Raw genomic sequence first — 14,588 nt, 5'->3', positions numbered from 1 at the left:
CGCCCCCCCCCCCCCCCCCCCCCCCCCCCCCCCCGCGCCCCCCCCCCCCCCCCCCCCCCCCCCCCGGGACCGGAGCCGGGCCCCACGGGTCGGCCCGCGGCGGCGCTCAGCCGCGCGGGCGCAGGGCCTGCCGCTCCGCCTCCGAGAGACCGCCCCAGACGCCGAACCGCTCGTCGTTGGCCAGGGCGTACTCCAGGCACGCCACCCGCCCCTCGCACGCCCCGCACAGCCGCTTCGCGTCCCGGAGCGAGGAACCGGGGTCCGGGAAGAAGAAGGCCGGGCCCGTCTGGGCACAGAGCGCGAGGTCGTACCAGGCGGGGGCAGCGGTGGCAGTGGTGTTCATCGACATGCCGCCGATCCTGCTGCGCCCCGATGGACGTCCGATCAACAGCTCATCAACAGCAGGTCAGCCACTGCACGAAGGTGTCGAAGTCCGCGGGCGTGAGGCCCGAACGGGGATCCACGCGGTGCAGGAGCGCGGGCGCCGGGTGACGGTCGGCGGCCCAGGCCCGGTCGGCGGCGGTGATCTCGTCGTCCACCCAGACGAAGGGGCGCCCCGCCGCGCGGGCGAGGAGCGGACGGGTCTTCCAGTGGAGACCTCCGCGCCCCTCGTCCTGCGTGGGCTCCGGCCAGTCGACCACCGGCAGCCGCGGCAGCCCGATCCGCGGGGAGATGGTCTCGTTGGCCTCCTCCCCCCAGGTCGTGGCCCACACCAGCTCGCAGGGCAGCGCCAGCAGCCGGGCCCCGTGGGCCGGATCGAGCCTGCCCAGCAGCGGATGACCGGTCGCGGCGGCCGCGGGGTGGCCCGCTCCCCCGAAGGGGATCAGGGGCCCGTCGACATCCAGGAAGAGCAACGGCCGCGAGTCGGAAGTCCTCATGGCCCCGAGCCTAGGTCGTCCCTTCCGGCCACGGAACTGAGGACGAGACGGCTGCGCGGGCCGCCGGCTCAGTCCTCGTGCTTCGCCCGGCTCGGCTGCACCCGCTTGGGCTCGCCCGGCATCTTGGGATGGTCCGGCGGGTAGGGCATGTCGCCCAGTCCGTGTTCGTGTTCGTCCCGCTCGGCGAGTTCCAGCACGGCCTCCAGGCCGAAGGCGTGCTCGTCCATGTCGGCGTGCAGGTCGCCCAGTTCGGCGAAGCGCGCCGGCATGGTCACGATGTCGAAGTCGCGCGGCTGCGCGTCGTCCACCTCGTCCCAGCGCAGCGGCGCGGAGACCGGGGCGTGCGGGCGGGGGCGGACGGAGTACGCCGAGGCGATGGTCCGGTCGCGGGCGGTCTGGTTGTAGTCGACGAAGATGCGCTCCCCGCGCTCCTCCTTCCACCAGGCGGTGGTGACCCGGTCGGGCATCCGGCGTTCCAGCTCCCGCCCCAGGGCGATCGCGCACCGGCGCACCTCGGTGAAGGTCCAGCGCGGGGCGATCGGCACGAAGACGTGCAGCCCCCGCCCGCCGGAGGTCTTGGGCCAGCCGCGCAGGCCCAGTTCCTCCAGCAGGGCCCGCAGTTCGTGGGCGGCGGCCACCGCGTGGTGGTAGTCGGTGCCGGGCTGCGGATCAAGGTCGATGCGCAGTTCGTCGGGCCGGTCGGTGTCCTCGCGGCGCACCGGCCAGGGGTGGAAGGTGAGGCAGCCCAGATTGGCGGCCCACAGGACGGCGGCCGGCTCGGTCGGGCAGATCTCGTCCGCGGTGCGCCCGCTGGGGAAGGCGATGTGGGCGGTCGGGATCCAGTCGGGGAGGTTCTTCGGGGCGCGCTTCTGGAAGAAGGACTCGCCCTCCACCCCGTCCGGGTACCGTTCCAGAGTGGTGGGCCGGTCGCGCAGGGCACGGGTGATCCCGTCCGCCACGGCCAGGTAGTACTCGGCGACGTCCCTCTTGGTGAGGCCGCGCTCCGGGAAGTACACCTTGTCCGGGTTGGACAGCCGGACCGTCCGCCCGCCGGCGTCGAGCTCGATCGCACCACCCGAAGCACCCATGAGCGCCACGGTAGGCGGGCCCGGCCGGGCGCGCACACCGGGCGGGTCCGCACGTACCACCGCAGAATCGATGACATGGATCTGCCGGTGATGCCCCCCGTGAAGCCGATGCTCGCCAAGTCCGTGGCGAAGATCCCGCCCGGAATGCAGTACGAGGCGAAGTGGGACGGTTTCCGCGCCATCGTGCACCGCGACGGCGACGAGCTGGAGATCGGCAGCCGCACGGGAAAGACCCTGACCCGGTACTTCCCGGAGCTGGTGGCGGCCCTCAAGGAGAACCTGCCGCCCCGTTGCGTGGTGGACGGGGAGATCGTGATCGTGCAGGGCGGGCGGCTCGACTTCGAGCGGCTCACGGAGCGGATCCACCCCGCCGCGTCCCGCGTGAAACTGCTCGCCGAGACCACCCCGGCCAGCTTCGTGGCCTTCGACCTGCTCGCCCTCGACGACGCGTCCCTCCTGGACACCCCGCTCGGCGACCGCCGTACCGCCTTGGTCAACGCCCTTTCCACCGCTCGGCCCCCCGTGTACCTCGCGCCCGCGACCACCGACCCCGCGCTCGCGCGGGAGTGGTTCGAGCGGTTCGAAGGCGCCGGACTCGACGGGGTCGTCGCGAAACCCCTCGACCTCCCCTACCGGCCCGACGCCCGCCTGATGTTCAAGATCAAGCACGAGCGTACGGCGGACGTCGTTCTCGCGGGTTTCCGTTTCCACAAGAGCGGTCCGATTGTCGGATCGCTGCTCCTGGGCCTGTACGACGACCGGGGCGGGCTCCAGCACGTGGGAGTCTGCGCCGCCTTCCCCATGAAGCGCCGTGCCGAGCTGGTCGTGGAGCTGGACCCCCTGCGCATGGCCGACCCGGCGGGACACCCATGGGCGGCGTGGGCCGAGGAGTCCGCACACGAGAGCGCCCGCCTGCCGGGCGCGCAGAGCCGGTGGACCGGCAAGAAGGACCTGTCCTGGGTCCCCCTGCGCCCCGAGCGGGTCTGCGAGGTGAAGTACGACCACATGGAGGGCGACCGCTTCCGCCACACCGCGCAGTTCGCCCGCTGGCGCCCCGACCGCACCCCGGAGGGCTGCACGTACGCCCAGCTGGAGGAGGTCGTCGGCTACGACCTCGCCGTGGTGCTGGGCACCGGCGGCTGACCGGCCCGTCGCCGCCGCGGGAGCCCCGGGCGGCGAGGGCCGCAGGAAGCGCGGGGGCTCAGGGAGCTCAGGGGTGCCCGCAGGGGCGCCGCAGGGGCCTCGCGCGGAGGGTCAGCCGGCCGTCAGCTTCTCCCACTCGGCCCGGTCCGGCCCCACCGCGTTCGGGGCGTACTCCGGCCGGGCCGCGAGCCAGCGGGTGACGCGGGCCCGGATCAGGGGGTGCGCGTAGGCCCGCTCGGGCGGGTCGACGAGGTGGCGGACCCTGGCCCGGGCCCGCATCACCTCCGGGTCCTCCAGCGCGCACTCGAACAGCGCGGCCGCCTCCCGGGCCGTTCCGGTCCGGGAGGCCCGGGTCGCGAAGCGGTCCCCGATGGCCGCGTCGGCGACGACCTGGAAGTCGAACCAGGGCTTGATCGTACGGACGGCCCAGTCGTGGTACTCGGCGGCGAAGCGGTCGGACCCGGCGTCCTGGTGCGCGGTCCGCGCCACCCGGTGCGCGGCCCACAGGGCGAGGGAGGTCCCCTGCCCCAGGGTCGGATTGGTGTGCGTGAGGGCGTCCCCGACGGGCACCAGCCCGCTCACCACCGGGCCCCGCCCGTCCGCGAGGGCGCTCCACCGGTTGTCCAGGCCCGCAGTGGCGAGGACCCCCGACAACGGAGCGGCGCCCAGCCCCAGCCAGGCCTCGCCGGGCGGAAAGGACCGGGCGGCGGCCTCGAAGACGACCGGCTCGCGCAGCGCCGAGCGGGTGGGGTCCTCGGTGTGGACGAACAAGGTCACGGCGAAGGTGCCGTTGTCGGCCGGGAAGACGGCGCAGCCCGCGAAGCCCCCGCCGGTCACCGTCCACGGCCTGCGCGGCCCGTCCTCCATCCCGGCGGGCAGCCGGTACCAGCGGCAGAAGTAGGCGAGGCCGGTGCGGTGCCGCTCGACGGTGCCCGGGCGGCAGCCCGCCGCAGCCAGCCACCGTTCGACGCCGCCCCGCCGGCCGCCGGCGTCCACGACGAGGTCCCCCTCGTACGCGCCGCCGGCCGTGGTCACCCCGGTCACCCGTATCCCCGGTCCCGCACCCGTCCCCGCCCCCGTAGCGGACCCCGCACCGGCCCCCGACAGGGCCGTCGCCGCGGACCCGGAGACGGCCGTCAGCCCCGAGACCGGCTCCCCGTAGCGCACCACCGCACCCGGCTCGGACCGCAGTGCGGTGGCCAGGGCGCTCTCCAGCACGATCCGGCGCGCCTGGAGCATGATCAGGTCCTCGTCGCCGGGCCGGGCCGGCGGGCGTACGTCGAACCAGTCCAGCTCGTGCCGCTCGCGCGCGCCGAGCCGGAGCATCTCGGCGTGGACGTCGGGCAGTTCGGCGACCAGCACCTTGCGGGCGGCGCCGAGCAGGGCGTGCGGCTGGGCTGCCTGGGGGACGGCCGGGCGGCGCCAGCCGAAGAAGTCCCGGTCCAGGGCGGTACCGGGCGCACGGGTGTCCCGCTCGAACAGCTCGACGGTGTGCCCCCGCCGGGCGGCGAGCAGTGCGGCCGCGAGACCCGCGACCCCTCCGCCGATGACCAGCACGTGTGCCATTGCGCCCCCCTGAGCCGACGGACCGTACGACGATCGGACCGCCCAGAGCCTGCGCGGACAGCCCCTGACCGAAACCCGTACAGTTGTCCGATTCCATGCGTTCGGCGGCTCACGGGCCGGGCCGGGTTTGACAAACGATCGGGCGCGACCGGCAAATGGAGTCATGGCTACCGAAGAGCAGGACGCCGCGACGGCCCCGGCCGTACGGGCCGTCCCCCAGCCCAACGCCGTCGTGGGCGTCGGGCTGATCGTCCTCGGCCCCGACGGCCGGCTGCTGCTCGGTCAGGCGCACGACGGCCGGTGGGAACTGCCGGGCGGCAAGGTCGATCCCGGGGAGGGCTTCGAGCAGGCCGCCGCACGGGAGCTCGCCGAGGAAACCGCCCTGCGGGCCGCGCCCGGGGCCATCGAGGTGCTCGCGGTGCAGATCGACGCGGGCTCCGGCCTGACCCGGCTGACGGCCGCCGCCCTCACCCGGTCCGCCGAGGGCAGCCCCACCGTCACCGAGCCGCACAAGATCGCGCGTTGGCAGTGGTTCGCCGCGGACGAGGTCCCCTCCGCCCTCTATCCCCCGACGGCCGCCGTGCTGCGCAGCTGGCGCCCGGACCTTCCGATGCTGCCGCACGTGCCCTCGTACGACTACCCGACCGGCCCGGCCCCCGGGACCCCGCGGAACACCCCGTAGGGCACCCCGCCGTTCAGACCGCCGTGGAGGCGGCCATGACCGCCGTGACGGCCACCACCGCGGCGTGCATGTCCCGGATGGCCGCGCGAACGCCCTCGCCCGCCCACTGCCCGGCGGCTATCTCCCCCATCCGCGGCGCCACCAGCCGGGGCGGCCGGTCCGGGAAGGCGAGCCGGTGCAGCTTGGCCGCGTGCAGCAGGGCGATGAGGCCGGCCGTACGCCCGTCGGGGTCGGCGCCGTCCAGGACCACGGCTCCGAGCCGGTCCCGCAGCTCGCGCTCCGCGGTGGCGTCGGCCTCGGGGTAGCGGCGCTGCGGAATCACCCCGAGCACCTTGCGCACCTCCGACCCGACGATGCCCCGCTCGCCGAGGCCGTCCAGCGCGGCGCCGACCGCCTTGGCGTGGTCCTTCGTCAGCCAGTCCGTCACCCGCCGCTTGCTGCGGCCCCGCAGCCAGGACTCGATCATCAGGATCCGGCCGTCCAGCAACCGCTCCCCGGTGGGGGTGGTACTGCGCAGTTCCAGGTACTTGCCGGTCACCGAGACCCGCTCCGCCATGACCAGTTCGAGGAGTATGCCCCCCGCGGCGGCCCAGCCCGCCGCCTGCCGCTGCCTCGCCGCCCCCGACGCCCCGTCCAGGGACAGCAGCACGACCTCCTCCGCCAATGTGATCGCCATGAGCGGTACCCCCCGCCTTGCCCGTGCCCGATGCCCTTCGCGGGGAAGGACGACCGGCGAGGTCCGCGAGTTCCCGGCCCTACTCCCGCCGGACCAGCCGTGGCGCGAAATTGCCGTCGCGCAGGTCCTCCGCGAGCAGCCGCTTCGCGATCGCGTCGGCCGCCACCCTCAGTTCCGCGCTGCGCGGCCGTCCCCGGTCCTTCTCCAGCTGGTCGCCGAGCCACCGCGCCCACGCGGCGGAGATCACCCCCGCCTCCCGCTCCCCGCCCGAGGTCAGCGCGAAGTAGCCGTTCTGCCGGGTCAGGTAGCCCTCCTCGGTCATCCGGTCGAAGACCGGCAGCAGCACCTCGGCCGGGACCGACCGGCGCGCCGCGATCAGGCCGAGCCCGGCGTGGCCGACCGTCCGGGTCAGCAGGTCCACCTGCATCACGGCCCACGCGCCCGCGATGTCCAGCCGCGTGTCGGAGCCCTCGACGATGGCCCGTGCCGTGTCCTGCCCCATCCCCCGCACCAGTTTGCCCACGGCCAGCTCCAGCAGTTTGGCCGAATCCCCCGAGGCCGAGGCCGGCGAGGCGAAGCCCTCGCCCATGTCCGTGGACGCGGCCCGCGCGCTGTCGCGCAGGTGGACCTCCTTGAGGAACAGCGCGACGACGAAGCCGACCAGCGCCACCGGCACGGTCCACAGGAACACCGTCTGGAGCGCCTCGGCGTACGCGTCGACGATCGGGCCGGCCGCTGCCGGGTCCAGCCCGTGCACCCCCTGCGGGCTCTGTGCCGCCACCGCCAGTGCCGCCGGATCGGCCCCGGTGGCGCGGGCGGCCTCCGCCACGCCCGCCTTCAGCGCCGGCTCCAGGCTGTTGGCGTAGATGGTCCCGAAGACCGCGGTCCCGAAGCAGCTGCCGAGCGTACGGAAGAAGGTGACGCCGGAGGTGGCGGTGCCGAGGTCGGCGTAGTCGACGGTGTTCTGCACGGCGATGGTGAGCACCTGCATGCACAGGCCGATGCCGACGCCCAGGACGAACATGTACAGGGATTCCAGCCAGGCGCCGGTCTGCGGCCCCATCCGCGACAGCAGGTACAGGCCTACCGCCATGACCGCGCTGCCCACGATCGGGAAGATCCGGTAGTGGCCCGTCTTGCTGGTGACGTTGCCGCTGAAGACGGACGCGATGAGCAGGCCGATGACGAGCGGCAGGGTCCGTACGCCGGAGACGGTGGCCGAATCCCCGTCCACGTACTGGAGGTAGGTGGGCAGGAAGGTCATCGCGCCGAGCATGGCGAAGCCGACGATGAAGCTCAGCACCGAGCAGACCGTGAAGACGGGGTTGCGGAACAGCCGCATCGGCAGCATCGGTTCGGCGGCCCGCGTCTCCACCAGGCAGAACAGCGCCAGGGCCAGCGCGCCCCCCGCGAACAGGCCGATGATGACGGGGGAGTTCCAGGCGTACTCGTTCCCGCCCCAGCTGGTGGCGAGGATCAGCGCGCTCGCGCCGGCAGCGACGAGCGCGATGCCCAGGTAGTCGATGACGGGCCGCCCGACGGCCCGCACCGAGGGGATGGTCCGGGCGGCCGCCACGACCACCAGGATCGCGATCGGGACGTTGACGTAGAAGGCCCAGCGCCAGCTCAGGTGATCGGTGAAGAAGCCGCCGAGCAGTGGCCCGATCACCGTCGCGACACCGAAGACGGCGCCGATCGCGCCCTGGTACTTGCCCCGTTCGCGCAGCGGCACCACGTCGGCGATCAGCGCCATCGAGGTGACCATCAGGCCGCCGGCGCCGATGCCCTGCACGCCCCGCCACAGGATGAGCAGGGTCATGTTGGAGGAGAGGCCGCACAGGAAGGAGCCGGTGATGAAGACGATGGCGGAGACCTGGAAGACGAGCTTGCGTCCGAAGAGGTCGCCGAACTTGCCCACCAGCACCGTCGCGACGGTCTCCGCGAGCAGGTACGAGGTCACCACCCACGACATGTGGGCCGCACCGCCCAGGTCCGCGACGATGGTCGGCAGGGCGGTGCCCACGATCGTCTGGTCGAGCGCGGCCAGCAGCACGCCCAGCATGATCGTGCCGAAGACGACGTTGCGCCTCCGCCGGTCGAGCACGGGGGGCGCCCCGGCCGGGGCGGGAGCAGTGGTCACTCTCGCACTGTCACAGCGGACCGCCGCCCCCGCATGCCGCAAGCCGCCGTACGGGTGACCCGCCCGCGCCCGAACCCCGGCGGCGGCCCCGCCCCGGCCCCGGCCCCCGCGTCAGCGCAGGTAGCCGAGCCCCGGGTGCTCCGTCGCGTATCCGTCCAGCAGCCGCCGGGCCACGGCCACGGAGTCCACCAGAGGGTGCAGGGCGAAGGCCTTGACGGCGTCGGCCCGCGCACCGCTCGCCGCGGCGGCGAGGACCTCCCGCTCGGCGGCCTTCACCGAGGTCACGAGCCCCACCGCGTGCAGCGGCAACGGGTCCACGGCGACCGGGTGGGCCCCGTTGGCGTCGACCAGGCAGGGCACCTCGATCACGGCGTCCGCGTCGAGCACCGACAGGGTGCCGCGGTTGCGGACGTTGAGGATCAGGGTCGCCCGCTCGTCCCGGGCGATGGCCCGCATCAGCGCGAGGGCCACCTTCTCGTAGCCGCCGGACTCCAGGTCGCTCTCCTCGCGCTCCCCCGCGCCCGCCACCTCGCGGTTCTCGGACATGTACGTGGCCTCGCGCTCGGCCCGGGTCCGGTCCCAGGCGGCGAGCGCCGACCCGGGCGGCCCGTCCGGCCGTCCGGTCCCGGCGTAGAAGGCGCGCTGCTGGTCGCGCAGGAAGGCGCCGCGCGTCCGCTCGGCCTCCTGGTACGCCCGCACCGTGTCCCGGTTGTAGTAGTAGTAGTGGAGGTACTCGTTGGGGATCGCGCCGAGGGAGCGCAGCCAGTCGGCCCCGAAGAGGCGGCCCTCCTCGAAGGACTCCAGCGCCTTGTCGTCGGCCAGCAGCCGGGGCAGCTCGTCCCGGCCGCCGACGCGCAGGCCGCGCACCCATCCCAGGTGGTTGAGGCCGACGTAGTCGATCCAGGCGTCCTGGGGCCGGGCTCCGAGCAGCCGGGCGATCCTGCGGCCGAGCCCGACCGGGGAGTCGCAGATCCCGATGACGCGGTCGCCGAGCACCTCTGCCATGGCCTCGGTGACCACCCCGGCGGGGTTGGTGAAGTTGATGACCCAGGCCTCCGGGGCCGCGCGGGCGATCCTGCGGGCGATCTCGCGCACCACGGGAACGGTCCGCAGCCCGTACGCGATCCCTCCGGCGCCGACCGTCTCCTGGCCCAGCACGCCCTCGGCCAGGGCGATCCGTTCATCGGCGGCCCGTCCCTCCAGTCCGCCGACCCGGATGGCGGAGAAGACGAAGTCGGCCCCGCGCAGGGCCTCGTCGAGGTCCCCGGTGGCGGTGACGGCCGGGGCGTCCGCCGCGCCCTGTGCCGCGGCCTGGTCGGCGAGCACCCGGGCCATGGCGGTGAGCCGGCCGGGATCCTCGTCGTACAGCGTCACGTGGGACACCCGGCCCTCCCCACGGTCCCCCAGGAGTGCTCCGTAGACGAGCGGGACGCGGAATCCGCCCCCGCCGAGGATGGTCAACCGCACGCCCCTACCGTCCTTCCGCCGTCACGACCGGTGCCACGGACCACGACCGCGCGCCGGGCGGAAGTCCGCCCCGGCGCCTCGGTGGATGCCACGATCCGTGACATCCGCGCGATGACGCAGATCGTGGCATCCGCCATGCGGCACCCCCGCCGGGGGTGCCGCGGCACACGCTTCAGGGCACCAGTGTCCCCCGCCCGCTCAGTCCACCGGCGACGGCACGGCCCGCAGCCGGGCCCCCTGCTGCTGCGGGAAGACGGTGGCACCGCGCACCGGACCCGCCGGCAGGCCCTGCGGGGCGGAGAGCACCAGGGTGATCCGGGTGAGTCCCATGCCCTCCAGCATTCGGCTGGATTCCGCCACCATGCGGCACCGCACCACGCCGTGTGCGGGGTCGGGATGACGGACCGTCCGGACGGCGCCGTCCTGTTCCGCGGCGAGTTCGCCGTGGGTGCTCAGCCAGTGCGGGACCCCGTAGCGGTAGGCGGCCTCCATGAACGGGTCACGGGCCACCTCCTGACGGATGCTCCGCAGCCCCTCGTCGTCCGGGGCCGCGCCGAGCGCGGTGGCGAACTGCGCCAGCAGCGGTACGCACCAGGCCGGTTCGTGGTCCTCCAGCACGGCCGCGGCGTCCGGGTGGAAGAGCACGAAGCGCAGGAAGTTGTCGTCCGGCAGGGCCGTCGGATGCGGTCTGACCGACTGGAACAGCCGGTCGAAGGCCGAATTGGTGAGGGCCACGTCCCACCGGTGGTCCACCAGGAAGGACGGGTAGGGGACGGCCTCCATGAGGGCCGCGTAGTCGCACAGGTAGTCGCGCTGGGCCGGGTCCTGCGGCAGCCGGTTCTCCTCGGCCGCGCGCCAGGTGGGCGGCGGATCCCGGTCGACCATGACCCGGAAGAGCCAGAAGCACTGCCGCTCGCTCATCTCCAAGGCCTCGGCCAGGGCGAGGAGTTTGCGGTCCGTCCATTCCTTGACGAGCCCGCGCTCCCAGTTTCCGTACGCCCGCACACTGATGCGCAGTCGCGACGCGAGGTCTTCCTGGCTCAGGCCCAGTTCCTCCCGGCGCTGGCGCAAAATCTCCTTGCGTCGCTCCGACCGCACTGCGCCACGGGCGGACTCCTCGCCCGCCAGGCGTTCCTCACCGGCTCGGACGAGGCCATCAGACGGGCCCACCGCTGCGAGATGTGGCACCGAGAGCTCCCCCTCCTCACGGTCTGGATCTTCATTTCCGTGTGGCGATCCTGCTACCGACTTCATTCGAGTGTCAACTATTGTGGCAATTCCAGCCTTGCGACAGCTTATTCCCGCCACAGCTGTGGCAAGTTCTAGCTCTCCCAAAACAAACCGGATAGATTCCCTGAGGCCGACCACGTGCCCACTGACCTCGCGCGATCTAGGAGAACCACTGGTGACAGACGGCTTCCCGGCTCCCGTCGCGGTGGCCAACGCGCCCCTGGCAGCGACCGTCACGCGGGTCGCCGAACTCGCGAACAAATTGGGCCGCCCCCGGAATCAGGTCTTCGACCTCCGGCGGCTCTCGGAAGCCTCCGGGGTCCCCGCCGATGTGATCAAGACTCTGCTCGACGGGCGTCCGGCCGGCGAACCCGATCTCCAGGCGCGCTTCCTCCAGCGCCTGGACCTGCTCCGGCGGACCCGGGTGAAAACCAACGGGCGCCGCTACACCCAGCAGGAGATCGCGGACGGCGCCGGAATGTCGCGGCAGCAGGCCGGCGCCCTGATCAACGGTGACCGCCGCCCCACCATGGAGCACTGTGACGCCATCCAGCGCTTCTTCGGGGTGCACGCGGGCTTCCTCACCGCCCACGACGCCGACGCCCTCACCGACGCGCTCCAGCGGACCGAGCAGCAGCTGCTCCAGGACTTCGCGGGCCGCGAGCGGCAGACCGTACCGGCCGAGACCGCTTCGGCGGGCGATCCGCTGGCAAGACTCCTGCAGAACCACGGCGTACGCGGCATCGCGTGGCGGGCCGCCCAACTGCCCAGCGACAAGCACCGGGACAAGGTGACCGAATGGCTGGACATGCTTCTCGAAAGCGTCAAACCGAACGAATCATGACCCAGTCGAAAGTCTGGATCTGATCCTTGAGTCCTGATCCGGATCCGCGCCGACGGGGAGAACGGTGAGCATAGGCAGAGCACAGCGGCGTTTGTGCGGGGAGCTGGTGGCCGGCATCAAGCTGCCCGCCCCCGTGGAACCCCTGGACCTCTACGCCGCCCTCTGCGAGGGCATGAGCCGGCACCGCGGCCGTCCGGTGGAGTTCCGCATGGCGGCCTTCCCGCAGGGGACGGCCAGCGGCCTCTGGCTCGACATGGCGGACCGCGATCTGGTGGTCATCGAGGAACGCACCGCGCCCGACCACCAGCTGGTGATCCTGGGCCACGAGCTGTGGCACATGAAGGCCGGCCACTGCAGCCACCACGTCGACGGCGCCGCCGTCGCCGCCCGGCTCCTGGCCGACGGCGCCGACCTCGGCGAGACGGTCCGCAGCGTCGCGGCGCGCACCCGTGCCGATGTCCAGGAGGAGACGGACGCCGAAACCTTCGGGCTCCTGCTGGGCAGCAGGTGCCGCACCTGGCTCGCCGGCTCCTCCGGCCTGCGGCCCCCGGCCCAGCGCGACGAGCTCGCGGGCCGCATCGAAACCTCCCTCGGCTACCGGGGGCACAGGAACGACCGTTGAACGGACAGGACTACTACATCCCGGCAGCCGCGATGGCGGTCTCCCTCGTCTGCAAACTGCCGGCCCTGCGCGCGCACTGGCGCGATCCGCTCCTGAGGTCCGTCTGCGCACTGCTGGTCCTGGCCACGGCGGTGTTCACCTTCGCCGCCCCGCCCACCATCGAAGCCGTCAACCGCTGGACCGGGATCCCCAATTTCTCCGCCCCGCTGGTGTACTGCCTGATGACGGCCTTCAGCGCCTCGTGCCTGGTGCTGATGTTCAACTGGCGCGGCGGTCCGCAGCGGGAGATCCGGCGCACCTCGGCGCGCCTGATCACGGGTTACTCCGTCGTGGTCGTGGCGATCGTGGTGTTCTTCCTCCTCGGCGAGGCGTCCGTCGAGCGGCTGCGCGACTTCGACACGTACTACGCCAACACCCCGTACGTCCGCCTGATGATCGTCTCCTACCTCCTGGCGCACAGCGTGGCCGCCGCGACGATGGTCGTCATGTGCTGGCGCTGGTCGGTCCGGGTCCACGGCTGGCTGCGGGCCGGGCTGGTGATCATCGTGTCGGGGTACTCCATCAGCCTCACCTACGACGCCACCAAGCTGTCCGCGGTCTGCGCCCGCTGGCTCGGTCACGACCTGGACTTCCTGAGCACCTACGTGGCCCCGCCACTGGCCTCCGCCGCGGCGCTGGTCAGCGCGGTGGGCTTCGTGCTGCCGCTGGTCTGCCAGCGGGTGTCGGACAGCTGGCAGACCTGGACCACGTACCGGCGCCTGGGCGCGCTGTGGCGCGAGGTGAGCAGCACCGCCCCCAGCGGCAGCCCCTGCGTGCGGATGTCCTGGTGGTCCCCGGCCGAGATCCGGGTGATCCAGCGGGAGTCCGACATCCACGACGGGTTCCTGCGGCTCGGTCCCTGCTTCGACCGCCGCGACCGCGACTCCGCCTACGAGCGGGCCCGCGCGGCCGGCGCGGACGAGGAGACCGCCCGCGCCGTCGCGGACGCGGCGATGGTGGCGGCCGCCGTACGGACGAGTTCCGCCGCCCCCGAGGGGACGGCGGACGGCGGGACGGACGGGGAGCGGGTGCTGGTGACGGCCGACGGTCCGCGCGACCTCGTCCGCATCTCCGACGCCCTGCGGCACTCCCCGCTGGTGGCCGCGGCCCGGCACCGGGCGGCCCCGGCCGGGGGCTGACCCCGGCCGGAGCCGTGCGGTGCCGGGCCGCGGCCCTCGGCGCGGGAGCCTCAGCGGGAGGCGGTCACCGTGACGGCCGGGAACAGGTCCTGGAAGGGCCCGGCGGAATCGGTCCCGTCCCGCCCGTACGGGGCGTCGAAGCTCCAGACCATGAAGAGCAGGAACACGATCAGCGCGCTGAAGAGGCCCGCCAGCAGCAGCTCCCGGCCGGAGCGCCGGATCTGCAGGGTGAAGATCAGCCCGATGGTGACGAGGCCGCCGACCACCAGCCCGACCCAGACCACGCTCGGCAGGGTGGACTCGTCGCTCTGGGTGCGCGAGTGGCGGGCGTCGTCGGCGGCCGCGATGTGGTCGAGCAGCGGCTGGTAGGCCTGCGCCTGGAGCTCATTGGCGGGGCTCTGGTGGGTGACGTCGCCGCGCAGCTTCCCGAGCAGTTGCGCCCCCTCGTCGGAGGCGCCCTGCCCGGAGACCAGCCGCGGCCAGTCCACGTTGACCGTGTGGGAGACGTACGCGTCCACCTCGCCGCGGATCCGGTCGCGGACGGGCGCCGGGTAGACGTCGGCGCGCTGGGTGACCTCGTAGAGGGACTGCGCCTCGCGGCGCACGCTGTCCTCCGCCCCGCCGCGCGCCTCCCAGACCCCCGCGATGGCCAGACCCAGGACGATCGCGTAGACCACGCCGACCATCATCGTCATGTACTCGATGACGTCAGGGGTTTCGCTGGTGTCCTCGTCGGCCGCGACCCGGCGGTGCCGGATCGAGGTGATGGCGAGGACGACGGCGCAGACGAGCGCCATGGCGATGGCCAGGACCAGCCATTCGGACACGAGAAATCTCCCGTTCGTGGGTGCGTGGGTGCATGAGGTGCGTCAGCCGCGGCTCTTGGAGCGGGGGCGCAGCGCGGCGGCCGCGAGCACGGCCGGGGTGGTGACCACCACCATGAGCATCATCGTGCTCAGGCCGTTCGGGCCGCGCCGCGCCAGGGCCGCGGAACGGTACGGGCGCACGTGGAAGGCGCGCGCGGGCGCGGCGGCCCTCACCGCGGGCGGGGCGGGGGCCGCCGCGGGGACCGGC

The 14,588-nt window shown here is 73.3% G+C and carries 14 protein-coding genes and 1 pseudogene; 5 read left to right on the top strand and 10 right to left on the bottom strand.

The annotated features are described in order from the left end of the window. Positions 1-106: 106 nt before the first annotated feature. From ACEPPI_RS36915 to ligD, 3 genes are all read right to left on the bottom strand, one after another. The gene (locus ACEPPI_RS36915) at positions 107-349 is read right to left on the bottom strand and encodes a WhiB family transcriptional regulator (protein ID WP_266843789.1); all 243 of its coding nucleotides are present in this window, start codon (positions 347-349) and stop codon (positions 107-109) included. Positions 350-395: 46 nt separating this feature from the next. After that, entirely contained in the window at positions 396-878 is a 483-nt protein-coding gene (locus tag ACEPPI_RS36910; protein WP_373919633.1) for an HAD domain-containing protein, read from the bottom strand. A 68-nt stretch (positions 879-946) separates the two neighbouring features. Continuing rightward, positions 947-1,966: a non-homologous end-joining DNA ligase gene (ligD, locus tag ACEPPI_RS36905; RefSeq protein ID WP_373919632.1), complete on the bottom strand. Its 1,020-nt coding sequence runs from the start codon at positions 1,964-1,966 to the stop codon at positions 947-949. A gap of 75 nt (positions 1,967-2,041) precedes the next feature. Between ligD and ACEPPI_RS36900 the strand changes: the two genes are divergently transcribed. Then, positions 2,042-3,109: an ATP-dependent DNA ligase gene (locus ACEPPI_RS36900; RefSeq protein ID WP_373919631.1), complete on the top strand. Its 1,068-nt coding sequence runs from the start codon at positions 2,042-2,044 to the stop codon at positions 3,107-3,109. A gap of 111 nt (positions 3,110-3,220) precedes the next feature. Here the strand turns inward: ACEPPI_RS36900 and ACEPPI_RS36895 are convergent, their stop codons facing one another. Further along, the gene (locus ACEPPI_RS36895; RefSeq protein ID WP_373919630.1) at positions 3,221-4,675 is read right to left on the bottom strand and encodes an NAD(P)/FAD-dependent oxidoreductase; all 1,455 of its coding nucleotides are present in this window, start codon (positions 4,673-4,675) and stop codon (positions 3,221-3,223) included. Positions 4,676-4,838: 163 nt separating this feature from the next. Here ACEPPI_RS36895 and ACEPPI_RS36890 point away from each other — a divergent pair, with 163 nt between their 5' ends. Continuing rightward, entirely contained in the window at positions 4,839-5,357 is a 519-nt protein-coding gene (locus ACEPPI_RS36890; RefSeq protein WP_373919629.1) for an NUDIX hydrolase, read from the top strand. A 13-nt stretch (positions 5,358-5,370) separates the two neighbouring features. Here ACEPPI_RS36890 and ACEPPI_RS36885 read toward each other — a convergent pair whose 3' ends face one another. From ACEPPI_RS36885 to ACEPPI_RS36870, 4 genes are all read right to left on the bottom strand, one after another. Continuing rightward, positions 5,371-6,033, bottom strand: coding sequence for a GPP34 family phosphoprotein (locus tag ACEPPI_RS36885; protein ID WP_373919628.1), 663 nt, complete (start codon positions 6,031-6,033; stop codon positions 5,371-5,373). Between the two features lie 79 nt (positions 6,034-6,112). Continuing rightward, positions 6,113-8,095, bottom strand: a complete 1,983-nt coding sequence (locus ACEPPI_RS36880) for an MDR family MFS transporter (RefSeq protein WP_373919634.1) — start codon at positions 8,093-8,095, stop codon at positions 6,113-6,115. A 189-nt stretch (positions 8,096-8,284) separates the two neighbouring features. Beyond that, entirely contained in the window at positions 8,285-9,640 is a 1,356-nt protein-coding gene (locus ACEPPI_RS36875; RefSeq protein WP_373919627.1) for a 6-phospho-beta-glucosidase, read from the bottom strand. Positions 9,641-9,838: 198 nt separating this feature from the next. Beyond that, on the bottom strand, positions 9,839-10,711 hold the full coding sequence (locus ACEPPI_RS36870) for a helix-turn-helix domain-containing protein (protein WP_373919626.1): 873 nt from the start codon (positions 10,709-10,711) through the stop codon (positions 9,839-9,841). Positions 10,712-11,045: 334 nt separating this feature from the next. Between ACEPPI_RS36870 and ACEPPI_RS36865 the strand changes: the two genes are divergently transcribed. The 3 genes from ACEPPI_RS36865 (at position 11,046) to ACEPPI_RS36855 (ending at position 13,514) form a co-directional block, all read left to right on the top strand. Further along, on the top strand, positions 11,046-11,714 hold the full coding sequence (locus ACEPPI_RS36865) for a helix-turn-helix domain-containing protein (RefSeq protein WP_373919625.1): 669 nt from the start codon (positions 11,046-11,048) through the stop codon (positions 11,712-11,714). 64 nt (positions 11,715-11,778) lie between these two features. Continuing rightward, on the top strand, positions 11,779-12,336 hold the full coding sequence (locus tag ACEPPI_RS36860) for a toxin-antitoxin system, toxin component (RefSeq protein ID WP_356223587.1): 558 nt from the start codon (positions 11,779-11,781) through the stop codon (positions 12,334-12,336). Continuing rightward, positions 12,333-13,514 (top strand): MAB_1171c family putative transporter, encoded by a 1,182-nt coding sequence (locus ACEPPI_RS36855; protein WP_373919624.1) that lies wholly within the window; start codon positions 12,333-12,335, stop codon positions 13,512-13,514. Before ACEPPI_RS36860 ends, ACEPPI_RS36855 begins: the two co-directional genes overlap by 4 nt. 50 nt (positions 13,515-13,564) lie before the next feature. Here ACEPPI_RS36855 and ACEPPI_RS36850 read toward each other — a convergent pair whose 3' ends face one another. Both ACEPPI_RS36850 and ACEPPI_RS36845 read right to left on the bottom strand, forming a co-directional pair. After that, positions 13,565-14,341 (bottom strand): hypothetical protein, encoded by a 777-nt coding sequence (locus ACEPPI_RS36850; protein WP_373919623.1) that lies wholly within the window; start codon positions 14,339-14,341, stop codon positions 13,565-13,567. Between the two features lie 42 nt (positions 14,342-14,383). After that, positions 14,384-14,588 (bottom strand): annotated as a pseudogene (locus ACEPPI_RS36845) (hypothetical protein); the annotation flags it as partial.

Source organism: Streptomyces sp. AB3(2024) (assembly GCF_041862025.1).
Lineage (GTDB): Bacteria > Actinomycetota > Actinomycetes > Streptomycetales > Streptomycetaceae > Streptomyces.
This window is presented reverse-complemented; position numbering and strand designations above follow the sequence as displayed.